This window comes from Paraburkholderia terricola, assembly GCF_003330825.1.
GTDB lineage: Bacteria > Pseudomonadota > Gammaproteobacteria > Burkholderiales > Burkholderiaceae > Paraburkholderia > Paraburkholderia terricola.
This window is the reverse complement of record NZ_CP024941.1, coordinates 842,505-867,211: the sequence shown is the minus strand read 5'-3', so window position 1 is coordinate 867,211 and position 24,707 is coordinate 842,505. Positions and strand designations below refer to the sequence as shown.

At 66.1% G+C, this 24,707-nt stretch carries 21 protein-coding genes; 10 read left to right on the top strand and 11 right to left on the bottom strand.

Annotated features, from left to right (window positions below; translation table 11 throughout):
• Position 1 precedes the first annotated feature (1 nt).
• Positions 2–2,143: a methionine--tRNA ligase gene (metG, locus tag CUJ90_RS03775; RefSeq protein ID WP_114162022.1), complete on the top strand. Its 2,142-nt coding sequence runs from the start codon at positions 2–4 to the stop codon at positions 2,141–2,143.
• Positions 2,144–2,290: 147 nt separating this feature from the next.
• Here metG and CUJ90_RS03770 read toward each other — a convergent pair whose 3' ends face one another.
• Both CUJ90_RS03770 and CUJ90_RS03765 read right to left on the bottom strand, forming a co-directional pair.
• Positions 2,291–6,634, bottom strand: coding sequence for a translocation/assembly module TamB domain-containing protein (locus tag CUJ90_RS03770; protein ID WP_114162021.1), 4,344 nt, complete (start codon positions 6,632–6,634; stop codon positions 2,291–2,293).
• Positions 6,635–6,662: 28 nt separating this feature from the next.
• Positions 6,663–8,501: an autotransporter assembly complex protein TamA gene (locus CUJ90_RS03765; protein ID WP_114162020.1), complete on the bottom strand. Its 1,839-nt coding sequence runs from the start codon at positions 8,499–8,501 to the stop codon at positions 6,663–6,665.
• A 427-nt stretch (positions 8,502–8,928) separates the two neighbouring features.
• Here CUJ90_RS03765 and CUJ90_RS03755 point away from each other — a divergent pair, with 427 nt between their 5' ends.
• The 4 genes from CUJ90_RS03755 (at position 8,929) to panD (ending at position 11,456) form a co-directional block, all read left to right on the top strand.
• On the top strand, positions 8,929–9,114 hold the full coding sequence (locus CUJ90_RS03755) for a DUF3460 family protein (protein WP_073431976.1): 186 nt from the start codon (positions 8,929–8,931) through the stop codon (positions 9,112–9,114).
• Between the two features lie 4 nt (positions 9,115–9,118).
• Complete coding sequence (locus tag CUJ90_RS03750; RefSeq protein WP_073431975.1) at positions 9,119–9,994, top strand: segregation and condensation protein A; 876 nt, start codon at positions 9,119–9,121, stop codon at positions 9,992–9,994.
• A 191-nt stretch (positions 9,995–10,185) separates the two neighbouring features.
• The gene (panC, locus tag CUJ90_RS03745) at positions 10,186–11,019 is read left to right on the top strand and encodes a pantoate--beta-alanine ligase (RefSeq protein ID WP_073431974.1); all 834 of its coding nucleotides are present in this window, start codon (positions 10,186–10,188) and stop codon (positions 11,017–11,019) included.
• A 50-nt stretch (positions 11,020–11,069) separates the two neighbouring features.
• Positions 11,070–11,456 (top strand): aspartate 1-decarboxylase, encoded by a 387-nt coding sequence (gene panD, locus CUJ90_RS03740; RefSeq protein WP_073431973.1) that lies wholly within the window; start codon positions 11,070–11,072, stop codon positions 11,454–11,456.
• Positions 11,457–11,543: 87 nt separating this feature from the next.
• On the opposite strand, the gene CUJ90_RS03735 is transcribed toward panD, so the two are convergent.
• A complete protein-coding gene (locus CUJ90_RS03735; RefSeq protein ID WP_114162018.1) occupies positions 11,544–12,182 on the bottom strand; it encodes a ParA family protein in 639 nt (212 codons plus the stop codon).
• Between the two features lie 210 nt (positions 12,183–12,392).
• Between CUJ90_RS03735 and CUJ90_RS03730 the strand changes: the two genes are divergently transcribed.
• Positions 12,393–12,812, top strand: a complete 420-nt coding sequence (locus CUJ90_RS03730; RefSeq protein ID WP_073431971.1) for a PaaI family thioesterase — start codon at positions 12,393–12,395, stop codon at positions 12,810–12,812.
• Positions 12,813–12,950: 138 nt separating this feature from the next.
• On the opposite strand, the gene CUJ90_RS03725 is transcribed toward CUJ90_RS03730, so the two are convergent.
• The gene (locus CUJ90_RS03725) at positions 12,951–13,367 is read right to left on the bottom strand and encodes a DoxX family protein (RefSeq protein WP_114162017.1); all 417 of its coding nucleotides are present in this window, start codon (positions 13,365–13,367) and stop codon (positions 12,951–12,953) included.
• Between the two features lie 141 nt (positions 13,368–13,508).
• Entirely contained in the window at positions 13,509–15,002 is a 1,494-nt protein-coding gene (locus CUJ90_RS03720) for a cobyric acid synthase (RefSeq protein WP_244220006.1), read from the bottom strand.
• 214 nt (positions 15,003–15,216) lie between these two features.
• On the opposite strand from CUJ90_RS03720, the gene cobU reads away from it, so the two are divergent.
• From cobU to CUJ90_RS03700, 4 genes are all read left to right on the top strand, one after another.
• Complete coding sequence (gene cobU / locus CUJ90_RS03715) at positions 15,217–15,771, top strand: bifunctional adenosylcobinamide kinase/adenosylcobinamide-phosphate guanylyltransferase (protein WP_114162016.1); 555 nt, start codon at positions 15,217–15,219, stop codon at positions 15,769–15,771.
• Positions 15,771–16,706 (top strand): adenosylcobinamide-phosphate synthase CbiB, encoded by a 936-nt coding sequence (gene cbiB / locus CUJ90_RS03710; RefSeq protein ID WP_114162015.1) that lies wholly within the window; start codon positions 15,771–15,773, stop codon positions 16,704–16,706. Before cobU ends, cbiB begins: the two co-directional genes overlap by 1 nt.
• A 4-nt stretch (positions 16,707–16,710) precedes the next feature.
• Entirely contained in the window at positions 16,711–17,751 is a 1,041-nt protein-coding gene (gene cobD, locus CUJ90_RS03705; RefSeq protein ID WP_114162014.1) for a threonine-phosphate decarboxylase CobD, read from the top strand.
• An 82-nt stretch (positions 17,752–17,833) separates the two neighbouring features.
• Positions 17,834–18,724: a cobalamin-binding protein gene (locus CUJ90_RS03700; RefSeq protein WP_114162013.1), complete on the top strand. Its 891-nt coding sequence runs from the start codon at positions 17,834–17,836 to the stop codon at positions 18,722–18,724.
• Positions 18,725–18,726: 2 nt separating this feature from the next.
• Here CUJ90_RS03700 and CUJ90_RS03695 read toward each other — a convergent pair whose 3' ends face one another.
• The 6 genes from CUJ90_RS03695 to CUJ90_RS03670 form a co-directional block, all read right to left on the bottom strand.
• Positions 18,727–20,142, bottom strand: a complete 1,416-nt coding sequence (locus CUJ90_RS03695) for a Fic family protein (RefSeq protein ID WP_114162012.1) — start codon at positions 20,140–20,142, stop codon at positions 18,727–18,729.
• Positions 20,143–20,363: 221 nt separating this feature from the next.
• Complete coding sequence (gene cobC, locus CUJ90_RS03690; RefSeq protein WP_083085813.1) at positions 20,364–20,954, bottom strand: alpha-ribazole phosphatase; 591 nt, start codon at positions 20,952–20,954, stop codon at positions 20,364–20,366.
• A complete protein-coding gene (locus CUJ90_RS03685; protein ID WP_083085811.1) occupies positions 20,939–21,715 on the bottom strand; it encodes an adenosylcobinamide-GDP ribazoletransferase in 777 nt (258 codons plus the stop codon). The genes cobC and CUJ90_RS03685 overlap by 16 nt, the downstream gene beginning before the upstream one ends.
• Positions 21,716–21,748: 33 nt before the next feature.
• Positions 21,749–22,810 (bottom strand): nicotinate-nucleotide--dimethylbenzimidazole phosphoribosyltransferase, encoded by a 1,062-nt coding sequence (gene cobT, locus CUJ90_RS03680; protein ID WP_114162011.1) that lies wholly within the window; start codon positions 22,808–22,810, stop codon positions 21,749–21,751.
• A gap of 34 nt (positions 22,811–22,844) precedes the next feature.
• Positions 22,845–23,642 carry an ABC transporter ATP-binding protein gene (locus tag CUJ90_RS03675; protein WP_114162010.1) on the bottom strand — a complete coding sequence of 266 codons (798 nt, stop codon included), beginning with the start codon at positions 23,640–23,642 and terminating at the stop codon, positions 22,845–22,847.
• Positions 23,639–24,700: a FecCD family ABC transporter permease gene (locus CUJ90_RS03670; protein WP_114162009.1), complete on the bottom strand. Its 1,062-nt coding sequence runs from the start codon at positions 24,698–24,700 to the stop codon at positions 23,639–23,641. The genes CUJ90_RS03675 and CUJ90_RS03670 overlap by 4 nt, the downstream gene beginning before the upstream one ends.
• Between the last annotated feature and the right edge of the window lie 7 nt (positions 24,701–24,707).

The following is a 24,707-nucleotide window of genomic DNA, read 5'->3' as shown; positions in this document are numbered from 1 at the left end:
TATGTCAGCACCCGCAACCGATCTCTCCGCAGGCGCGCCGTCAGGCCGTCGCCAGGTTCTCGTCACGTCGGCCCTTCCGTATGCGAATGGGCAAATCCATATTGGCCATCTGGTCGAATATATCCAGACGGACATCTGGGTTCGGACGTTGCGAATGCACGGTCACGAGGTCTATTACGTGGGCGCCGACGACACGCACGGCACGCCGGTCATGCTGCGCGCGGAAAAGGAAGGGCTCACGCCGAAACAGTTGATCGACCGCGTGTGGCAGGAGCACAAGCGCGATTTCGACAGCTTCGGGATTTCCTTCGACAATTACTACACGACCGATTCCGAAGAGAACCGCATTCTCAGCGAGAACGTCTATCTCGCGTTGCAAGAAGCCGGCCTGATCGACGCGCGCGATATCGAACAGGCCTACGACCCCGTCAAGGAAATGTTCCTGCCGGACCGCTTCATCAAGGGCGAGTGTCCGAAGTGCGGCGCGAAAGACCAATACGGCGACAGTTGCGAAGTGTGCGGTTCCACTTACCAGCCCACCGAACTGGTCAATCCCTATTCGGTGGTCTCCGGCGCCACGCCGATCCGCAAGACGTCGACGCACTATTTCTTCCGCCTGTCGGATCCGCGCTGCGAGAATTTCCTGCGCGCGTGGGTGGGCGGCCTGGCGCAGCCCGAAGCCACCAACAAGATGCGCGAATGGCTCGGCGACGCCGGCGAAGCGAAGCTCGCCGATTGGGACATCTCGCGCGACGCGCCGTATTTCGGCTTCGAGATTCCGGGCGCGCCGGGCAAGTATTTCTACGTGTGGCTGGATGCGCCGGTCGGCTATTACGCGAGCTTCAAGAACCTCGCTGAAAAACGCGGGCTGGATTTCGACGCGTGGGTCCGCCAAGGCTCGACCGCCGAGCAATACCATTTCATCGGCAAGGACATTCTGTATTTCCACACGCTGTTCTGGCCGGCCATGCTCGAGTTTTCGGGCCACCGCACGCCGACCAACGTGTTCGCGCACGGGTTCCTGACGGTGGACGGCGCGAAGATGTCGAAGTCGCGCGGCACCTTCATCACCGCGCAAAGCGTGATCGACACGGGCCTCAATCCGGAATGGCTGCGCTATTACTTCGCGGCCAAGCTGAACAGCACGATGGAAGACCTCGACCTGAACCTCGACGACTTCCAGGCGCGCGTGAACAGCGATCTGGTGGGCAAGTACGTGAACATCGCGAGCCGCGCCGCCGGCTTCCTGATCAAGCGTTTCGACGGCCGCGTGCGGGACAGCGCGATGCAGCATCCGCTGCTCGCCTCGCTGCGCGCCGCCGTGCCGCAGATCGCCGCGAACTACGAGGCGCGCGAGTACAACCGCGCGCTGCGTCAAACCATGGACCTGGCCGACGCGGTCAATGCCTACGTCGACACCGCCAAGCCGTGGGATCAGGCGAAAGACGCGGCAAACCCGGACGCGCTGCATGAAACCTGCAGCGTGAGCATCGAGGCTTTCCGTCTGCTGTCGCTGGCGCTCAAGCCCGTGCTGCCGAAGCTGGCCGAAGCCGTCGAAGGCTTCCTGGACATCGAGCCGCTGGTGTGGGCCGACGCCAACGTGCCGCTGTCCTCCGCGCGCCCCATCAACGCGTACAAGCATTTGATGACGCGCGTCGATCCGAAGCAGATCGAGGCGCTGCTGGCGGCCAATCGCGATTCGCTGCAAGCCACGCCGGAAACGGCGCCGGCCGACGCGAAGCACAAGTCGAAGGCGGCAAGGGCAGCAGCGGCCGCCGCTGCCGACAAAGACGAAGCACCCGCCATCATCTCGATCGACGACTTCGCCAAGATCGATCTGCGCATCGCGAAGATCGTCGACTGCAAGGCGGTGGAAGGCTCGGACAAATTGCTGCAACTCACGCTCGACGTCGGCGAGGAGAACACCCGCAACGTGTTCTCGGGCATCAAGTCGGCGTATCAGCCAGAGCAACTGGTCGGCAAGCTGACGGTGATGGTCGCGAATCTCGCGCCGCGCAAGATGAAGTTCGGCATGTCCGAGGGCATGGTGCTCGCGGCGTCGGCCACGGACGAGAAAGCCGAACCGGGCCTCTACGTGCTGGAGCCGGACAGCGGCGCAAAGCCGGGCATGCGCGTGAAATAAACGTGAAGTAAGCCCGAAGGAAGCGCGGCGCCCGGCTTCAAAGCCGGGAGGCACGAACAAAAAACGGCACGCCCTGCAAAGGCGTGCCGTTTTTTTATGCCGTGACGTGGCGTTGCCCGCCGCGCCGCTCTCGCGGCGATCCGGCCATCACCACCGGATCCGGTCGAAGCGCCGCGTATACAGCAGTTCGACGCCGTCGAAAGTGCCGCCGTAAGTCGCAACGGACCAGTAGCGCGTCAGATTGACCGTCGCCTTGATTGCATTGCTCGCCGACTGCAGCCCCTGCTCATAGCCGATCACGAGCCACTCGTTGATCGCCTTCGACACCATCACCACCTGCGGATCGGTCAGCCCGACCTCGCTTCGGCCGATGGAAAACTCGTCGAGCCCAAAGGTCTGCGCGATCCGCTTGCCGCTCGCGCTGCCGAGCAGCGCGAGCGCCGTCGTCATGGTGCTTTGCTGTCCGACGTTGTTGCCCTGGTCCGTGCCGTGGCCGAAAAGCAGCCACGAAAGCTTTTCGTTATCCGGCACGTTCGGCTCCGACACCAGCTTCGCCACCGGGAACTGAACCGTGCCCGTGACCTGCACGCCCGCCTCGACCTGCTGATTGCGGCGCATCGCCAGAATATTGATGCCCGGATTCGCCACCGGACCGTTGAACGTGAAAAAGCCGTTCTCGATGTTGAGCTTGCGGCCGAACTGCGTATACGTCGAGCCTGGCGTGACCCGCACATTGCCGACCGCGCGCAGCGGCAGATTCGGCGCGCTCATCGCGGTGATCGTGCCGGTCAGGCCCAGGTCCGCGCCTTGTCCGCGGAAACGGAAATCCTTGCCGAGGTCGATGTCGATATTGGCGCGCGGCGCGAACGGGCCGACCGGCTTGTTGGTGCCGGGCACCGGCTTCGGCCGCTCGCCCGCGACCGTGCCGTCCGGGCGCACCACCACCACGTCGTCGCCCAGTTTCGGCGCGGACTCTTCCGGCATGTCGAACAACGCATGGTCGACCGCGAATTTGCCGTTGATCGCCATGCCGCCCTGTGCGCCGGCGTTGGCCACGCTCGCGCTGCCCGACAGCGACAAATTCCGGTCCGGCGCCGCGAACAGCTCGAGCTTGTCCGCGACGATGCTCGCGGTCAGGTCCGGCTCCGCGCCGTCCAGACGCACGCGCCCGGTCGCGCGCAGCGTGCCGCTCGCGCCGTGAAACTCGACCTGCTGGAAATCGACCAGATTGTGCGAGAGCGCGATGCGCACCACGCCGTCCTTCAACTGCACGCCCTGGTCCACCAGCGTCGCGGACAAACCGTCGCCGATCAGCGACCCGGTCAGGTTCGGCTTGGCGACCGTGCCGCCGAGCGCTAGCTTGAGCGCGAGGTGGCCGTCGAGCAGATAACTCGGCCCGAACAGGCCGCCGGTGGTTTTGAGCGACGGCACGTTCACATTCACGTTGCCGGTGAGCGGGCCCTCTTCGTTCACGGTGAGGAAACCGTCGCGCATCGCGAGCGTGGTGTGCGCGTCGGCATCGATCACGCCGATCCGGTTGGCCTGCGCATGCACGGTGGCATTGAGCCGGTTGCCGCCGGTGAAGTCGGCGCGCGCGCTGAGGTCGGTGATGCCCAGCGAGGCGAGGCCGCGGCCGATTTCGACCGTGACGTCGCCGGCGCGGCGCTTCAACTGGATGTGGCCGCTAGCCGTGCTGCCCAGCGAGAAATCCCACTCGCCGTCGAACACGAGATCGGTCTTGACGGCGGGCGGCGTGCCGGTGACCTCGCGCCGCAGATCCTGCAAACGCGCGAGCGAAATATCGGTCAAGCTGCCCGCCGACTGAATCTTGCCGTGGTCGAAGGCGAACGATTTCAGGCTCAGCACCGCGCCTTCGAGCGTGAGGCGGGTCGCGCCGAGGGTCAGGCGGCTCGGCCCGGCGCTCACCGCGAGCGGCGCTTCGAGATTCAGCGCCGGCGTGCCGCGGTTCTGCAAACGGGTCACGGTGCCGTCCCAGCGCGTGCCGTCGCGGGCTTCGGTCAGCTTGCCGTTGGCGGCGAGCGTGAGAGCGAGCGGACGGTCCTGCAGCTTGCCGGTGGCCGCGGCCTCGAGCGTGTGATTGGCGCGCGTGCCGGACAGACGCGCCGTGAGCGTGGCCAGGTCGACGCCGCCCGCGCTCACGTTGCGCGCGTCGGTGCTGAAGACCAGCGCGCCGTTCGCGCCGTCGCGCAGTTCCGCATGACCTTCCGCATGACCGACGCGGTTGCTGCTGAACACCACGCTGTCAGCCTTGTAGTTCAGCACGACATTCGGGTGCTCGAACGAGCCGGTGAGATCGCCGTCGGCCGCCACCAGGCCGGCGAGTCCGAAACCGAGGCGCGCCAGTTGCGGTGCGTCGACACGAAAACGCAGCCGGTCGCCGCGCGCGCCGAAACTGCCTTGCAGGTCCACCTGGTTGCCCGCCACCGACAGATTCGCGCGACTCGGCAAGATCCGCGAGCCGGCGAGCTGGATCGTGCCGCCGCCGGTCAGCGGCAGGCCGTCGTAGACGCTCGGACCGAGCTTGAATTCGGCCTTGGTGGTGAAGACCGGAGCCAGCATGCCGGCCGCGGTGAGCGTGCCGTTCACGCGTGCCTCGATCTTGCGGACGGGCGGCGCGCCGCGTCGTGGCGGCGGTGTCTTGCGCTGAACGACTTCCGACTTCACCGTGGCCTTCGCGGTGTTTTTCGCCACGGCGGCGGCTTTGTCGCCTGGGGCCGCGCTTTTGGCGCCGGCCGTGCTGCCCGCTTCGGCCGCGGCCTGTTTGGCCTTGTCGGCCCTCGACGCCGGCGTCGCCCCGGTCACCGGCGTGCGCGATGGCATCTGCGATGTCAGCGTCAACGGATCGAAATCGGTCAGTTGCGCTTTCAGGTTGTAGCTGGAGTTCGCGTCGTGCTTGAGCGCGCCGGACAGATCGATGCGGCCCTTGCCCGACGTGATGCGCACGTCGTTGAAGGCGATGCGGGCCGGATCGAATATCAGCTTGCCTTGCGCGCGCAGCGCCGCTTTTGGATCGACGAGATCGAGCGTGAGACTTTGCACGTCGTCGTTCAGACGGACGCCGATCGGGCCGGAAAGCTGCGTGGGCCGCACGGTTGCCTGCAGCGCGTTCAGGTCGAGCCCGGCGACCTGTAGATCGAATCGCCCGCGCTTGCCGGTCAGCGCGCCGCCGCCGGTCAGCGTGGCGTTCTTCACGAGCCGGACGTTCAGGTTCGAGATGCGCTGCGCCTCGGCGTCGAGGCGCACGTCGGCGTTGGCGTCGATCAGCGGCAGGAGGTTCTGGTCGATCGCGCCGGGTTTGGCGTTGACGATCGACATGTGGCCGGCCACGGCGAAACCGGCGGCGCTTTTTTGGGCGGCGTGGGGAGCAACGCGGCCGTTGCCGGCGCCCACCGCACCGGAAGCTCCGCCGGCCTCGGCAGCGCTCGCCGCCATCGTCCCGCTCGCCGCGCCCGGAACCAGCTCGACCGCGCCCGCCCCGCCCGGCGCCTCCTCGTGCCCTACCGGCTGCAACTCCGCCCGCACCGCCAGATCCGCCAGCGGCGCACCCGGCGCAAACGCCTGCGGATTGACGTGATCGAAGGTCAGCGTGGCGCGCTGCAAAGGCACCGCGCCGAACGGCGTGGCCTCGACCCGCGCATGACCGGCGAGCTTCATGCCGGTGGCGTCGAGTTCGGCGACCAGATTTTCCAGCGAGCCGCTCAAATGACCGTCCACCTGAACCGCTTCCTCGTTGACCTTGCCCGAATAGCCGACGTCGCCGGAAAGCGGAAACGGCCGCGCGCCATCGAGCCTGGCCGTCGCCGTCAAGGCGCCGAACGGCGTGTCGAGCCGCTCGATCGCGGCTTGATGATGACGCCCGTCGCTGCGGCCATGAAACGCGAAATGCGAGAACTCGGTCGTCGACCCGCCCTGGCGCAACAACAGCTTATCGACCCGGACGTCGCGCACCTCGAGTTGCAGCGGCAAGCGCAAGTCTTGCGGCAGCGTCAGCGGTTCGCTGCTCTTCGACGAAGCGCCCACCCGGGCGTCGATCGTGCCGACATGCAGATAGTCGATCGCGAAGCGCCAGGGCTCGCGCGTGAGTCCCCAGCGGCCCGCGACGCGGTCGATCTGGATGTCGGTGCCGCTGCCGTCGAGGCTGCGCCAGCGTACTTGCCGCAGTTGCACGCCGTTCGCGAGCGCGCCGCCTTCGAGCGTGCCCGTGAGCTTGCCGCCCAGCAGCCTGACCGCCGCCTGCCACGCGTACGCGGTGCCGCGCTCGGTCGTCAGCGCGCCGTACAGCAGACCGAGCGCCAGCGCGAGCAGCAGCACCAACACCGCGACCGTCCACGCGAGCGTTTTCAGCAGCAGCCGGCCGAGACGGCGCCTCGGCGGCGGCGCGTCGGCAGGCGGCGGTTGTCCGGGCGGCTCTCCTGGCGGAGGCGTGCCGGGCGGCTGCGCGGAAGATTGAGCGGAAACGTCCGTGGTCATGCGTGGATCATGTAGAAGCAGGTGTCCATCAGAAGGCGATGCCGAGCGTCAGATACGGCCGCACGCTCTGGTTGCGGATGCCGTAAGCGACGTCCACGTTCACCGGACCGACCGGGCTGCGCCAGCGCGCGCCGATGCCGACGCCGGGATAAAAAACTTTTTCGCCCCAGGTATCCGTCGCGGTGCCGATGTCGAAGAACGCGGCGGCGCCCCAATCGTGAGTAAACCAGTGCTGATATTCGGCCGTCGCCGTCACGAGATACTTGGTGGGCAGCACCGAACCGGCGACGCTATTACCGATGCTCTGGTAGCCATAGCCGCGCACCGAATTCGAACCCCCGGCGCGAAACAGCAGCGAAGCCGGAATGCCGCTCGAACTGCCGCTCGTGAACACGCCGCCGAGTTCGGCGCGCAGCAGCACGATGTCTTCCTTGCCGATCGGCAGATACTGCTGACCGCGCGCGTAGCCGCGGATGAACGTCTGGTCGGTCAGCACGCCCTTGACCGCGAAGCCCGCCTCGACGTGAAGCAGGTTGCCCGAACGCGGAAACAACGGGTCGTCGGTATGGCGGCGGGTCCAGGACCATGACGGCACCAGCGCGCGGCTGGTGGTCGGCGCAATCGCATTCTGGTCGAGACGGTCCTGATAGAAGAGGATCGAGTAGTTGTAGTCGATGAACTGCGAGGTACGGGCGCGCTGCACGCCGGCGCGAATACTGTAGATGCGCGTATCGGAAACGTCGGTGGTGGTGTAGGACGCCAGCACGCTGTTGGTCCACGCGCGCCGCCCCGGCGGCATCGCCAACTGGATTTGTCCGTATTGCTGGTTCTGGTCGACGCGGCCCTCGATCGTGAACGGCCACGCCTTGCCGAAGGTGTCGAGATACGAGTACGCGCCCTGGATCAGCGGGCCGTTGTCCGTCGAATAGCCGACGCCGCCACGCACGCTGTTGTACGGGTACTCCGACACCTTGACGTGCATCGGCGTCTCGAGCGGTTTGGCCGGGTCGCTGTCCACGTCGATCGCGACGCTCGCGTAATACGGCGTGTTCTGCAACTGCCGCTGCAATTCGGCGACGCGCTGCACGTCGTAGATGTCGCCGACCGAAATCGGATTCACGTTGTCGACGATCTGCTCGGGATAGCGCCGCGTGCCGGATACGTCGAGTTTGCCCATCGTGAAGGTCGGCCCGCTTTCATACGTGACCGACAACGTCGCCTCGTGCGTGCGCGGATCGACGCGCGCCTCGGAATGGTAGATCTTCGCGCCGAGATAGCGGCGCGCCTGCAAGGCCTTGAGCGCCGCGTTCTTGGCGTCGTCCCAGCCGCCCTGCGAGAACGGATCGCCCTCGTGCAACGAGAACGCGAAGCGCGCGGTATTTTCCTGCGCCGGGTCCTCGGTCAGCACCGCGCCGCGAAACGAGATCGAAATCGAACTGATGGTGGTGAGCGGGCCGGGATCGACACTGACCGTGACGCGCTTTTTATCGTCGACGGTTCGCACGTCGGTGCGTACCACCGGCGTGAAATAACCCTGCGTGGACGCCAGGTCGCGCACCTGCTGGGGCGTGGCGGTAATCAGAAACTGGAACTGGTCGTCGCTGATGTCGGGCCGTTTGGCGAACCGCGCGATATCCAGATGCTCCTCGAGCAGCTTGCGCAGCGAACGCGGCGTGGCTTCGATCTCGACCTTGTAGCTGGCGGCCGCGCGCCGCGCCGCGTGGGCGTCGGTCACGGCCAGCATCGACATGACGATGCCGAATGCCAGCCACGCGCGCAGCCAGCGCCGGATGGACGCCATGTGCCCGCGCCCGAGGCCGGTCTCGCCGCGCCGCGGATGCGGCTTTTCGATCGCACATCCCGCCAAACAATCCTCCGGACGTGGTTGATGAATTCTGTCGCTCAGGCGCGCCGCGGCGGCCGAAGCTCGCTATTTGACCACATCGGCGACGTCGCGCAATCGGTTCACAAGCGTTCGCCCGACGCCGCAGCGCATGGGCGCTCAACGCATGCGCAATGCGCGATGCCGTCGGCCCAACGCCGTGCGCGCCGATCGGCTCGGGGAATGCACGCCGAATACCGTGTCATGCGTCAGACGCCGCCGTATCGGCGATGCCCGCCTTTGACGCGCCCCGCGCCGCGCGGGTTCCAGGAATTCTTGCACACCGCCCTCTCGCGCGGCCGCCGTTTTTCGTCCGCGCGCGGCGCATGCGGTAAAATTATGGAATAGCTGCGGCGCCGCTCCCCTCTTACTGCCAGGCCGCCGCCATTTCCCACACCACGGACGTCGAGCCATGTATCAATCGGACATCACCCAGTTCCTGAACCAGCTCAAGCAACAGAAGCCCAGCCTCGAGGCCGAACAACGCCGCGGCCGCGCGCTGCTGTGGGACAAACAGCCGATCGACCTGGAAGAACGCGCCGAGCAGAAAGCCTCGCGCGTCGAACAGACGCCTTACTCGTACTATCAAAACTTCTAAGCGCGTGAGTCACGCCGACGAGGCACACGGCGCACGGCCGGCCGCCGGCGACGCCGCGCTTGCCGCGCCCACCACCGACTCGACGCCGGACACCGTCGACGGCATCGCCTTCGCGCGCCTGTACGGCGAGCCGCTCTTCAAGCTGCCGACCGACCTGTACATTCCGCCGGACGCGCTCGAGGTGTTTCTCGAAACGTTCGAAGGACCGCTGGATCTGTTGCTGTACCTGATCCGCAAGCAGAACTTCAACGTGCTCGACATTCCGATGGCGGACGTCACGGTGCAGTACCTGGGCTACGTCGAGCAGTTGCGCCAGACCAATCTCGAACTCGCGTCGGAATATCTGCTGATGGCCGCGATGCTGATCGAGATCAAGTCGCGCATGCTGCTGCCGGTGAAGAAGGCGGACAGCGGCGAGGAAGCCGAGGACCCCCGCGCGGAACTGGTGCGCCGCCTGCTGGAATACGAGCAGATGAAACTCGCCGCGCAGCGCATCGACCAGTTGCCGCAGCTCGGGCGCGACTTCCTGCGCGCCGAGGTCTATATCGAACAAAGCATCACGCCGCGCTTTCCGGACGTGAACAGCGAAGACCTGCGCGCCGCGTGGGCCGACGTGATCAAGCGCGCCAAGCTGGTTCAGCATCACAAGATTTCGCGCGAGGAATTGTCGGTGCGCGAGCATATGAGCTCGATCCTGCGGCAATTGCAGAACGCGCGCTTCATGGAGTTCGCCGACCTGTTCGACACGAGCAAGGGCGTGCCGGTGGTGGTCGTGAATTTCATTGCCGTGCTCGAACTGTGCCGCGAGTCGCTCGTCGAAATCACTCAGGCCGAGCCGTTCGCGCCGATCTATGTGCGCCTTGCCTATCTGCCGGCATGAAGCCGCGAGCCATGCGCCGATCCGTGCACCACGCGCGGCCCGCATGCCTCGTTCCGGTGCGCCAGCGGCGCAAATCCACTACAATCCCGCGCTCCGAACCTTTCATCACCAGTGAGGCGGCGGGCCGCGCGAAAAGCTGATTTTTCGCACCAACCCAGTCTCGCGTCGCGCCAGGAATTTCCAGTCCGATCATGAAAGTCATCAGCTCGATCCATGAATTGCGCGACCAGTTGCGCGGCCAGAATCGCACCGCCTTCGTGCCGACCATGGGCAATCTGCATGAAGGCCATTTGTCGCTGATGCGTCTCGCGCGTCAGCACGGCGATCCGGTGGTGGCGAGCATCTTCGTCAACCGGCTGCAGTTCGGCCCGAACGAGGACTTCGACAAATACCCGCGCACGCTCGAAGCCGACATCGAGAAGCTGCAAAAGGAAAACGTCTACGTGCTGTTCGCGCCGACGGAAAAAGACCTCTATCCGGAGCCGCAGGAGTACCGCGTGCATCCGCCGCACGATCTGGGCGACATTCTCGAAGGTGAATTCCGCCCCGGCTTCTTCCAGGGCGTGTGCACGGTGGTGATGAAACTGATGTCGTGCGTGCAGCCGCGCGTCGCCGTGTTCGGCAAGAAGGATTACCAGCAGTTGATGATCGTGCGCAGCATGTGCCACCAGTTCGCGCTGCCCACCGACATCATCGCCGCCGAAACCGTGCGTGACGCCGACGGCCTCGCGCTCAGCTCGCGCAACCGCTTTTTGCAGGCCGCCGAGCGCGCCGAGGCGCCGAGGCTGGCCGCCGAACTCAATCGCGTGCGCGACGCGGTGCTGTCCGGCGAGCGCGACTTCGCCAAGCTCGAACAGGCGGCGATGACGGCGTTGGCCGCGCGCGGCTGGCAGCCCGATTACGTCGCGGTGCGCAAGCGCTCGAATCTGCTCCCGCCGGGACCGCAAGACGCCAACGCCGAACTGGTGGTGCTGGCCGCCGCCAAGCTCGGCACGACTCGCCTCATCGACAACCTCGAAATCTGAAATCGTCTTACGTCGCGTAGAAACGGACAGGAAGCCACAAGGGATTGGTCATGCAACGCAACATGCTGAAGTCGAAGATCCACCGCGTCGCGGTCACGCATTGCGAACTGCACTACGAAGGCTCGTGCGCGATCGACGAGGATTTGCTGGAAGCGGCGAACATCGTCGAAAACGAACGCATCGACATCTGGAACATCAACAACGGCGAGCGTTTCTCGACCTACGCGATCAAGGGCGAACGCGGCAGCGGCATGATTTCGCTGAACGGTTCGGCCGCGCGGCGCGCGCAGCTCGGCGATCTGGTGATCATCGCGGCGTTCGCGGTGGTCGATGAAGCGGAACTGAAGGCGGGCTGGAAGCCGGACCTCGTGTTCGTCGACGAGCACAACAAGATCAAGGGCAGCCGCGATCACGTGCCGACGCAAAACTGGACTTGAGGCCGTAGTTCACTCGCGCCGCTTCTCAACGCCACACAGCCACATGCAGCGGGCGGCCACGCCGCCTGCTCTTTGTCCCTCAAGCCCTCAAGCCTTCTTGCCCGTCTTGCTGGTCCATTCGAGGATCGGCTGCCACTGCTCCAGATCCTTCTCCACGCGGCTTTTGGCGACGTCCCACAAGGTCAGGCCGTGCGCGGCCAGTTGCACGTAATTCTGCGTGTCGCGCAGATAACCCAGCACCGGCAGCTTCAAACCTTCTACGAAGCGGTGCAACTGCTCCGCCGAGCGCGTGCGCGCATCGACCCGCATGCCGACCACGCCGATCTCGATCGCGCCTCTCCTGACCGCCTTTTCCTTCGCCAGCCGCTCAAGAAATTCTTGCGTGGCGAGAATATCGAACATCGACGGCTGCAGCGGCACGATTACCTTGTCGGCCAGATCAAGCGCGATGCCCAGCCGATTGCCATGCAAGCCGGCCGGCGTGTCGACGACCGCGTGCTCCAATCCTCGCGGCGGCTTGGCCGGCGTTTCGGGGTCGACTTCCCAGGTTTCGATGGCTGGCAGCGTGTCGGGCCGCAGCGACAGCCAGGCGTGCGCGGACTGCTGCTTGTCCAGATCGGCCAGCGCGACCCATTCGCCGGACGCCGCGAAATAGCCGGCCAGATTGGTCGACAACGTGCTTTTACCCACGCCGCCCTTCGGATTCGCCACCACGATCACCGTCATGAATTCTCCCGGAAAGAAGGCTGGACACTGCCAGCCGGTTTGCCGCGCTGTTTGCTCTGACTTGCGCCGATGAGCCCCGATCCTGACCGGATTCAGGTTCACCCGCCGATCCAGCCGTTGATAATATCGACAAATGCAGCGGGGTCGAAGCCCCGCAACGGCTAATTGATCACTCCGGCAGCGCCGATTTTCCTTCGAGGACCGAATTTCATGAGCAAACTTCGCCCTGAATACACCGTGGAGCGTCTGCACGAACGCCAGGAGGGCAGGCTGCCGGGCTTGCTGGGCGTGCATGTGCTGTCGCTGGAGCAAGGCACGTTGACCGCGGAGTTGACCGTGCGCGACGAATTGCTCGCGCCGAACGGCTTTTTGCATGCGGCCACGGTGATCGGGCTCGCCGACACCGCTTGCGGCTATGCCTGCCTCGCGCATCTGCCGCCGACCGCGCGCAACTTCACGACCATCGAGCTGAAAAGCAATTTTCTTGGGACGACCACCGAAGGCACGATCCGCGCGGTCGCCAAGGGTGTGCATCTGGGGCGCAGCACGCAGGTGTGGGACGCCACGGTCACGGATCCCGACGGCAAGACGATGGCGCTGTTTCGCTGCACGCAGATCGTGCTGTACTGATCGGCGGATAGGGGCGGCGCGGCAAGGCGGCGCCATTGGAAAAAGCACGCGGCCTCACGGCGCGTGCTTTTTGTTGTCTCGCGGTTGAGGGCGCGGGCGCATTGGGGGCGCCGATCAAAACAACCGTCACCCAAAGCATCAAGCAGCCGCCACGCGCCCCGCCTTCTGCCCACCCAGCGCCAGCACGCCGCCACCGAGCAGCGACTGCACCACCAAGGTCACCGCCCAGAACGCCGGATACTCCCATCCGCCGTGCGGCGACGCGAAACCCCATCCGTTATGCAGATGCTGCGAGGTCGCGCCGAGCATGAACGGCAGCAGCACCAGCGCGACCCAGCGGACCTGCACGCCGAGCAGCAGCGCAATGCCGCCGATCAGTTCGACGAACGCCGTCACGTAGCCGAGCCATCCCGGCAGGCCGAGCGACACGAAGAACTGCGCCGTGCCGGGCAGCGTGAAAACGAAGATCTTTTGCAGGCTGTGCGCGAGATAAAGCACGCCCAGGGCGAGCCGGAGGATGAAAGCGGCCAGGTCGGCGGAGCGATTCGGGTTCATGAGAGATCCTTGAAAGAGAAGCGGCCGGCGACCGGCCGCTAACACGAGGACTGTATTCGAACCGGATGCAGCGAAAAACCGCCACTCAGGCTTTGATTATTTCCCGTGAAGATCTAATCGCGACGCTCACCCGATTCCAAATCACCCGATCGCCGCAAAGAGCTTCGAAAGATCAAGATGCTCGGCGAGCGTATCCGCCAGCCGATCCAACGACGCCTCCCGCAGCGCCGGATAGTCGATTGCCGCGGCATCGCTCAAACCGGCCCACGCAAGCAGCGCGGCGCATGCGTCGGGCGTGTCGAACAGACCGTGCACGTAGGTGGCGAGAATCTGGCCATCGGCGGAAAACGCGCCGTCGGAGTGCGCCTCTTGCGTCCCATGCGCCGTGTCTCGTTGCACCGGTTGCACCGATTGCACCGACCGCAGCGCCGGCGTCTCCAGCGCCGGGCCTTGCGTCTCGCCCATGTGAATCTCATAGCCGGCCACCGCCGGCGAGCCGGGCAACGCGAGGCGCCCGGTCACGTTCCTCAGCGTCTTTTCGCGCGTGAGCACCGTCGAGTAATCGAGCCAGCCGAGGCCCGCGAAGGTGCCCGGCGAGCCTTCCACGCCATGCGGATCGGCCACTTCGCGCCCGAGCATCTGCATGCCGCCGCAAATCCCGATCACCCGGCCGCCGTAGCGCAGATGCCTTTGCAGCACGGCATCCCAGCCTTGCGCGCGCAGAAACGCCAGATCGCCCGGCACGTTCTTCGAGCCGGGCAGGATGATCAGATCGGCGGACGGCGGCGGCGTGCCGCTGCGCACATAATGAAAATCGACTTGGGGGTGCGCGCGCAACGCATCGAAATCGGTGTGGTTGCTGATGTGCGGCAGCACCGGCACGACCACGCGCAGCATGCGCCCCGCGTCGCTGTTCGCGGCGCGCAATTCGGGCGGCAGCATGTCTTCCGCGTCGAGCGTGAGTCCGTGCAGGTAGGGCACGACGCCGAGCACCGGCTTGCCGGTCTTCGCCTCGAGCCACTCGAGCCCCGGCTTCAGCAGACCGACGTCGCCGCGAAAACGGTTGATGATGAAGCCGCGCACCCGCGCCTGCTCGCTTGCCGACAGACACGCGAGCGTCCCGGTCAGATGCGCGAACACGCCGCCGCGGTCGATGTCGGCCACCAGCACGACGGGGCAATCGACGGCTTCCGCGAAACCCATGTTGGCGATATCGCGTTCGCGCAGATTGATCTCGGCGGGACTGCCCGCGCCTTCGACGAAAATCGTGTCGTACGCCGCCTGCAGACGCGCATACGATGCCAGCACGGCTTCAAACGCGATGGGCTTGTAGTCGTGATACGCGCGCGCATCGAGATTCATGCGCGCCTTGCCGTGGATGATCACCTGCGCGCCGCGGTCGCTCGTCGGCTTGAGCAGCACCGGGTTCAGATCGGTGTGCGCGGCGATGCCGGCGGCTACCGCCTGCAGAGCCTGGGCGCGGCCGATCTCGCCGCCGTCGACCGTCACCGCGCTGTTGAGCGCCATGTTCTGCGGCTTGAACGGCGCGACCCGCACCCCGGCGCGGCGCGCGAGCCGGCACAATCCGGCGACCAGCGTGCTCTTGCCCGCATCGGAGGTGGTGCCCTGAATCATCAGCGTGCCGCGCGGCACGGGTACGGCGTCATGCGGGGTCGAATTGGTGGTCACGTGAATGTCGGGCTCGGCGGTGAAGAACACATGAAGCGGCAACTTCGCAGCAACGCGGCGGCGAACGACGGCGCGATAGCCGGCGACGCATCGGCCCACGGCAACGCAGCAACGCGCGCTTGAACGCGGCATTATCCCATCGCGCCGGTACAATCACGCGATGACTTCCCGCGACCTCACCTTCGTTCTCGGCGGCGCCCGTTCGGGCAAGAGCGTGCACGCCGAACGGCTTGCGAGCGACAGCGCCCTGCCCGTCACGTACATCGCCACCGCGCGTGTGTCCGGCGACGCCGAATTCAGCGCGCGCATCGCGCATCATCGCGAGCGGCGTCCGGCGCATTGGCGGTTGCACGAAGCGAGCGTCGATCTCGCTGGCGCGGTTGCGCAACTCGACGCGCCTGGCCACTGCATTCTGATCGACTGCCTGACGCTGTGGCTCGCCAACCTGCTGTGTCCGCCCGAAGGCGACGGCCTGCCCGTCGACCGCTATCAGGCGCATTGCGCCGCGTTCGAAACGGCGCTCGTCAACGCAAGAGGCAAGCTCATCGTGGTCAGCAATGAAATCGGCCTCGGCGTGGTGCCGCTCGGCGCGGCCACGCGCCTCTATGTCGACGAACTCGGGCGGCTCAATCAGCGCGTCGCCGCGTTGAGCCGCCACGTCACGATGATGGTCGCGGGCTTGCCGCTCGCGCTGAAAACAGCCGGCGGCGCGTGATGCTGTCGCTGCCTCTCATCGTCACGCTGACGGCTGCGGGCGTCGTCATCGACCGCTGGTTCGGCGAGCCGCGCACCGCGCATCCGCTGGTGGTTTTCGGCAAATGGGCGATGCGGCTCGAAGCGCGTCATAACCGCGGCCGGCGCTTGCGGCTCAAGGGACTGCTCGCGTGGTCGCTGGCGGTCATGCCGCCCGTGTTGATCGCCTGGTGGCTGGTCGCGGCGCTGCCGTTTTTTGCGGCCTGCGCGGTGCATGTCGTGCTGTTGTGGTTCGCGCTCGGCGCACGCAGCCTGCACGATCACATCGCGCCGATTGCGCAGGCTCTCACGCAACGCGATCTCGCGCAGGCGCGCTTGCTGACTTCACGCATCGTGTCGCGCGACACCAGTCAGGCCGACGAAGCCGCGCTCTCGCGCGCCGCCGTCGAATCGGCGCTCGAAAACGGCAACGACGCGATCTTCGGCGCGCTCTTCTGGTTCGCCATCGCGGGCGGTCCGGGCGCGCTCGCGTTTCGTCTCGCCAACACGCTCGATGCGATGTGGGGTTATCGCACGCCGCGCTATTTGCGCTTCGGCTGGGCGGCCGCGCGCCTCGACGACGTGCTCAACTGGATTCCCGCGCGGCTGACCGCGGCGAGCTACGCGCTGCTGGGCGACACGCGCACCGCATGGCGCTGCTGGCGCGAGCAGGCCGCGCGCTGGGACAGCCCGAACGCCGGACCGGTCATGGCCTCGGGCGCGGGCAGCCTGAACGTGTTGATCGGCGGGCCGGCGGTCTATCACGGCGTGCTCGAGGACAGGCCGACGCTCGGCTTCGGACATCCGGCGAAAGCCGCTCACATCGTGGCGGCATTGATGCTGGTCGAACGCACGCTCGTCCTCTGGCTGGCGGTGCTGATCGTGCTGGCGTTGCTGAGCGTGCCGTTTCATGGCTGATCGAATGCTCGATTCAATCACCGCTGGCGGCGTTGCCATCCATGCCGTGGTTCACGGCGGCAATCTGTACGAAGCGGCGCAACGGTATGGCATTCCGTACGCGCAGTGGCTCGATCTTTCGACGGGCATCAATCCGCACGGCTATCCGGTGCCGCCCCTTCCCGCCGACGCCTGGCGCCGTCTACCCGACGAAGGCGACGGCTTCGCCGCCTGCGCCGCGCGATATTACGGCGCGCCGGACGCGGAACATGTGCTGCCCGTTGCCGGAAGCCAGGCGGCGATTCGCGCGCTGCCCTCGCTGCTGCCACGCGCACGCGTCGGCATCGCGGCGCTCACGTACAGCGAATACGCGCCCGCTTTCGAGCGGGCCGGCCATGAGGTCATGCCGCTCGATGCGTCCCGCGAAATCTTGCCCGACGCGCTCACGCATGTCGCCATCGTGAATCCGAACAATCCCACCGCCGAGCATCTGAGCGCCGGCAAGCTGTTGCACTGGCATGCGCAATTGAGCGCGCGCGGCGGCACGTTGCTCGTCGACGAAGCGTTCGCCGATACGATGCCCTCGCAATCGCTCGCGGCCAGCACGAATCGCGACGGCTTGATCGTGCTGCGCTCGCCGGGAAAATTCTTCGGCCTCGCGGGCGTGCGTGCGGGTTTCGTGCTCGCCGCGCCCGCGTTGCTCGATGCGTTGCGCCGCACGCTCGGTGCGTGGACGGTCAGCGGTCCGGCGCGTCACGCCGTGAAAGCCGCGTTCGACGACGAGGCGTGGCAACGCGAGATGCGCGCGCGGCTCGATGCCGAAAGCGCGCGCCTCGTGAAACTGCTGCATGCGCAAGGTCTGAACACGCGCGGCACGCCGCTCTTCGCATGGACCGACGACGCACGCGCCGCCGCCTTGCATGAAGCGTTGGCCCGGCGCGGCGTGTGGACGCGGCTGTTCACGCCGTCGGGCAGCGTGCGTGTCGGCCTGCCCGCGAACGAACCGGAATGGGCGCGCTTCGACGAAAGCTTGCGCGAGGCGGTTCGAGAGATCGATTCCCCGTGACAGCGGATCAAAGCCAACGATGCGAATAACAGGAACCGTTGTCCGATTCACCCGCCTCGCGCGACCAACGCGCCGCCACTCGATGACCCGCTTCGCCCTCACCGTCTTCTTCTGCGTTGCCACGCTGCACGCCCACGCCGCGATCACCGTCACCGACGACACCGGCGCCGGCGTCACCCTTGCCGCTCCCGCGCAACGGGTAATCAGCCTGGCGCCGCACGTCACCGAATTGCTGTATGCCGCGGGCGGCGGCGCGAAACTGGTCGGCGCCGTCTCCTACAGCGACTATCCGCCTGAAGCGAAGCAAGTGCCGCGCGTCGGCGACAACAAGGCGCTCGACCTGGAACGCATCGTCGCGTTGAAGCCCGATCTGATCGTCGTGTGGCGGCATGGCAATGCGCAGCGTCAACTGGATCGGTTGCGCGAGATGCACGTGCCGTTGTACTTCAGCGAGCCGCATCATCTCGACGACATTGCCGTATCGCTGACCAGGCTCGGGCAATTGCTGGGCACCTCAACCACTGCGGATAAAGCGGCGGCCGAATACCGCCGGGACATCGCGAGATTGCGCGCGCAATATGCGAGCCGGCCGCCCGTCAGCGTGTTCTATCAGGTGTGGGATCAACCGTTGATGACGCTCAACGGCGAGCACATGGTCAGCGACGTAATCGCGCTATGCGGAGGCCGCAACGTATTCGCCAAACTCGAACCACTGGTGCCGACCGTCTCGACCGAAGCGGTGCTCGCCGCGAACCCGGAAGCGATCGTCACGGCCGCGCCCGGCGCGACCAGACCGGACACCACGTTGCCGCAGCTCGGCGTATGGCGCGCCTGGCCGAGCCTGAGCGCGGTGGCGAACAACAACCTGTTCGCCATCGACGGCGATCTGATCAACCGGCCGGCGCCGCGTATCGCTCAAGGCGCAAGGCAACTGTGCGAAGACCTCGAAGTGGCGCGCTCACGCCGGAAATGACATCAACGTAACGCGGTCTCGGCGCGCTTGAACGGCCAGTGTTCGAACTCGGATAGCCGAAGCCTGTAACGCGCGACGTTGCCGGGATAAAGGTGATCGAGATCGGACTGGATCGCGTCGACAAACGACGACAGGTCGCCCGCGCTCACCCGCTCGCGCGCGAGTGTTTCAACCTCGCTCCGCGAGCCCGCGAGGCCGCCGCGAATCACCTCCTGCACCACCTGTATCAACGCATTGCGATACTTGAGCCGAAATGCGTCCGGCTCGCCGATCGATTGGCGAATCGCCAGATAGCGCTGGCACGAACGCTCGTAGGCCCACATGAAAACGTCGCGCAACAGATCGACGCGATTGGTTTCGTAGACGCCGAGCGTGCCCTCGATATACGCCTTCCGCGGAACGTCCACGAACGATAGCGGACACAGATTCTCGCGAATCAACGGAATGTTCGCGGTCAAACGCGAGACCCGCTTGTTGACGTCCTCGAACGGTTGCAGGTACGGCAGGTGCACCATGCTGAAAAAGGCCTGTTCGAAGGGATCGTCGATTTGCGCGGCCTTGTTCAGCAGCGCCTCGAAGCATTCCGCGATCTGCTGCGGCACGGCGAGCGGAAAAAACACGGTGCCGCTGATCTCCACTTCGCGCACGCGCAAGCGACCGCTCGCGAACGGGTCCGACATCAGGTTGTCGGAGAGGATCGCGTGAAGGTTCAGGACGGTGAAAGGGTTGAAGCCCACCTCGTCGGCGCTCTCAACGATCATTTCGATCGCGGCCTTGTGGTTCAGGATCATCTGCGTTTCCTGCGCGTCCTTGCCCTCCGCGATCTGCCCTTGCTCGATCAACCGCACCGTATCGAGCCGCGTGTAGGTATTGCCCTCCAGCCGCGACGACGCCCACGATAAATCGATCAGAAGCCGGCCCATGATGTCGCGCGCATAAGTGCCCGCCGGCCGCGCATCCGCCGACGTGCGCCCCCACTCGTGAAGCCGCTCGCGCTGTGACTGCGATAGATAAGCATCCTGATTCGGACGATAGCGCTCCAGAAAAGCGCGGTTGTAGCCGACCGGCCGGCGTTCGTGGAGCGGCCGGTTCACCTCCGCGCGCACTTCGAGGCCGTCGCTCGAGACCGGCACATAAGCCTCGCTCGCGGTGCTTGCGCTGCCGGTGGGCTGCGCCGGAAGAACGGCGTCGCTGGAAGCGGGCACTCGCGTGTAGACGAGCGCCCGTCCCGCGCCTTCCGAGCCGATGCGGCCGGCTTCGAGCAGCCCGTCGAGCCGGCGTTGCAGCGTGCGCCGGGGCATGGGATGCCCGCGTGCGGCAACGGCCGCGGCGAGCGCGCGCACGCCTTGGCCCTCAGCGCTTGCGGCGATGAGCTGCTCGATCAGATCCAGTTCCTGTTTGATGCCATTGCTGTTCATACGCGCCACCGTGCAGTCGAAGTGGCGCGATTAGCACGGAATAGCGCCACCTTTCCAAGAATTATGGCACGGAACACGGGTTTCGTGCCAAATCCAGCGGCACAAAGTGGCACGAAACGCGATATCGTGACAAATTTTCGAGAAAAGTGGCACGCAAGTCAAAACGAGGTGGCGCAATTTGAATGCAGCGTTGGCGCGGACTAATCGTTGCTCGAATCCGCTCACGCATTCCACCGCACCAACGACCACTGCCGCGCCTCGTCATCGCGACGCAGCCAGACAATCCCGGTCATATCGAGCGACCACCGCAGACAGCGCTCCAACGGCACGTCCAGCACCAGCGACGCGATGGCCCGCATGACGCCCGCATGCGTGACCACGTAAGCCGGCGTCAGCTCGCGCGTTTGCGCGAACGCGTCGAACCACGCGCGCACCCGCGCGACGAATTGCGTCACGCTTTCGCCACCGTGCGCCCGCGCGTGCTCGAAGTTGGCCGCCCAGTCGTCGAGCAACTCGCGATCGATCGCATCCCAACGCCGCTCTTCCCAGTCGCCGAAGTTCATCTCCTTCAGACGATCGTCGTGACTGAGCGCGCAGCCGAAATCGTTCGACATCGCCGCCGCGAGCGCCGCGCAGCGCGTCGACGGACTCGACATCAACACGCGCGGCGCCGGCACCTGCAACGCGGCGAGCCGCAACGCGAGCGCCGCCGACGACACGTCGGCATCCTCGACGAGCGCGACGTCGCTTTGGCCGTAACAGACGCCGGCATCGACCACGACGGCGGGGTGACGAATCAGGACGATATCCATGCGAGCCCCATGAGATAGATGCTCAATTCGAAGACCTGCTGCGCAAAGCCGAGGCAATCGCCGGTATAGCCGCCGAGTCGTCTCACGAAATAACGGCCCATTGCGAAGCGCAGCGCCACCAGGACGAGCAGCGTCACGGCCGCGAAACGCCAATCCGCTGAAGCAGGTCCATTCGGCCACAGCAACCACGGCAAACCGAATAGCGCCGCACAAAGCAACGCGGGCGCGGAGAGGCGCTGCGCGACCGGTTTGGCCTTGCCTTCCGCGCGCACGTAGTCGAGCGTGGCCAGATAGCTGATCGCGAATGCGCGGCTCGCCGCGTGCGCGCCGATCATCAGGCCCGCGGCGCGCATCGGCGGCAACGCGGCAAGCGTTTGCCACTTCAGCGCCAGGGCGATCACGAGCGCGATCGCGCCGAACGCGCCAATGCGCGAATCGTGCATGATGCGCAGCACGTTCTCGCGCGTATAGGCGCCACCGAACGCATCGACGCAATCGGCGAGACCGTCTTCGTGAAACGCGCCGGTGACGAGCAGCGACGCGGCCATCGACAACAGCACCGCGACCCCCGCTGGAAACACACGCAGCGCCGCGAGATAGACCAGCGCGCTCGATCCGCCGACCAACAAACCGACGAGCGGAAAATAACGCGCCGCCGCATTCAGATAGTGCGGCTCATAACCGACCCAGCGCGGCACGGGCACGCGCGTGAAATAACCGAGCGCGGTGAAGAAATAGCGCAGTTCGGCGAGCGGATTCATGGGTGGGCCGGAGGCAGGTTTCGAGACGATGGATCACGCATCGCGATTCGCGACGCCGGCCGATTCGAAGCTCGCCATCTCGTTGACGAACGCCGCCGCCGCGCGCAGCAGCGGCACCGCGAGCGCCGCGCCGGTGCCTTCGCCGAGACGCATATCCAGCGACAACAACGGCTGCGCGCCGAAATGATCGAGCATGCGCCGATGCCCCGCCTCGTTCGACGCATGCGCGAACACGCAGTACTCGCGCACGTTCGGCGCGAACGCATCGGCGACCAGCAGGGCCGAACTGGCGATGAAGCCGTCGACCAGAATCGTCATGCGCGCTTGCGCCGCCGCGAGATACGCGCCCGCCATCATCGCAATCTCGAAGCCGCCGAAGGTCGCGAGCACGTCGAGCGGATCGGAGGAAACGGCGTGACGGGTGAGCGCCGACGCGAGCACGTCGCGCTTTTTCGCAAGCCCCGCGTCGTCGAGCCCGGTGCCGCGGCCGACGCATTCTTCGATCGGCACGTTGCACAAACGGCTCATCAGACAGGCGGCCGACGAGGTGTTCGCAATGCCCATCTCGCCGAACCCGATCACGTTGCTGCCGAGCGCCGCGTGATGCCGCACGCGCGCCGCGCCCGCCTGCATCGCGGCCAGCGCGTCGTCGCGGGTCATCGCGGGTTCACGCGCGAAGTTGCGCGTGCCGGCCGCGACCGGAATGTCGACAAGACCTTCCGACGACGGCAACGGTGTCGCAATGCCGGCGTTGACCACTTCGAGCTCGATGCCGGCAACGCGGCTCAATGCGTTGATCGCCGCGCCGCCAGCCAGGAAGTTCGCGACCATCTGCGCGGTCACCGCTTGCGGATAGGGGCTCACGCCTTCATCGGCAATGCCGTGGTCGCCGGCGAATACGATCAGCGCCGGGCGCTCGACGGTGGGATGCGTCGTGCGCTGAATCAGGCCCATCTGGCGCGCGAGCGCCTCGAGCCGTCCAAGACTGCCCGGCGGCTTGGTCTTGGTGTCGATGATGTGTTGCAGGTCGTCGCGCAGCGTTTGATCGAGCGGTTCGACTTCGAATAATCCCGACGAGCGTGGCAAGGAAGTCATAAGGTTTTTTAAAAGGAAGGTTTTGACAAAGCGCTCAGCGCGGCGCGGGAATCAGCGCCTCGTGTTCGCCGTCGCGAATCAGGATCAACGGATAGCCGAATGCGCGGCTCGTCAGCGCGGGGGTCAGCACGTCGTGCACCGGTCCGGCGTAAGCGCCGCCGTCACCGTCGAGCAATAGCGCATGGGTCGCGAAGCGGCGCGCGAGGTTCAGATCGTGACAGGAAAACAGCACTGTACGCCCAGGCTCATGCGCCCACCCGCCCAGCGCTTCGAGACAATCGATCTGGTGGTGCAGATCGAGATGCGACAGCGGTTCGTCGAGCAGCAGCAACGGCGCGTCCTGACATAACACCGCGGCGAGCGCCACGCGTTGACGCTCGCCGCCCGAGAGCGACAACACGTCGCGCGTGGCGAATGCGGCGAGGCCCAGCAATTCCAGCGCGGCATGCGCGGCGTCGCGATCGGCCTCGCGCTCCCAGCCCCAGCCGGTCAGATGCGGGAAGCGATTCAGCATCACGATGTCGAGCACGCTCGCACTGAACGCGTCCGCTGCGCTTTGCGGCATCAGCGCGCGGCGTTGCGCGAGCGGCAGCGGTTGCCAGTCGGCCAGGCGCACGCCGTCGAGTTCGACCTGACCCGCCGACGGCTGCAACAGACCCGCGAGCGTGGCGAGCAGCGTCGTCTTGCCCGCGCCGTTCGGGCCGGCGACGCACCAGAGTTCGCCTTCGTAGAACGTATGCGTGAACGCTTCGAGCAAGGTGCGCGTGCCGGCACGCAAGGTCAGGCGTTGCGCGCTGAGCGCGGCGTGGGAGGCGTCGTGTGCTTTCATCATCGGCGCCTGTGCAGCAGCATCCACAGAAACACCGGCACGCCGATGATCGAGGTGATCACGCCGACCGGCAACTGCGCCGGCGCTATCGCGGTGCGCGCGATCAGATCGGCGCCCATCACCGCGACGCCTCCGCCGAGCGCCGCAGCGGGCAGCAGCATGCGCTGATCGTTGCCGAACGCGAGCCGCAGCATATGCGGCACCACGAGGCCGACAAAGCCGATCGTGCCCGCGGTGGTCACCGCCGCAGCCGCCGCCAGCGACGCCACCAGGTACACGCGCAAGCGCAGCGGCACCACGGCGACGCCCAACGCTTGCGCGGCGGCATCGCCGCGCAACAGGACATTGAGCCGCGGCGCGGCGGGCACGATCGCAAGCAGCGCGACGGCGAGCACGGCGAGCGCCGTCCACGGCATCGCCCCGCCGTTGAGATCGCCGGTCAGCCAGAACAGCATGCCGCGCAAGCGATTGTCGGGCGCGAGGTTCAGCAGCAACGTGATGAGTGCGCCCCAGCCCGCCGCGATCACCGCGCCGGTCAGCAGCAAACGCGGCGACGTATCCTGCGGCTCGCCGCGCCACAGCTCGCGGCGCGCGAGGCCGAGCACCAGCAGGATCGACACGAACGCGCCGGCGAATGCGCTGGCGTCGACGATCCACCACGCGCCACCCGCGATCATCGCGACGAGAGCGAACGTCGCCGCGCCGCCTGACACGCCTAACACGTAGGGTTCGGCCAGCGGATTGCGCAACAGCACTTGCAGTAGCGCGCCGGCCAACGCGAGCAACGCGCCGCATGCGAAGCCCGCCAACGCGCGCGGCAAACGCAGCGTGCGAACGATCTCGGCGGTCAGATCGGCGGACCCGCCATGCGCCGAGGACGAGGGCATCAGCGCCGCCAACACGCGGCCGGGCGGAAGCGCCACGCTGCCCAGTGCGAGCGACGCCATCAACACGACGAGCGCGACCACCGCGAGCGCAAGCCAGATCGCGGCGGCACGCTTCGCATTCATGACGCGCATCGTGCTCGTGGTTGGGGTGGTCGAACTCGAACCGCGGTTCATCGGCGCG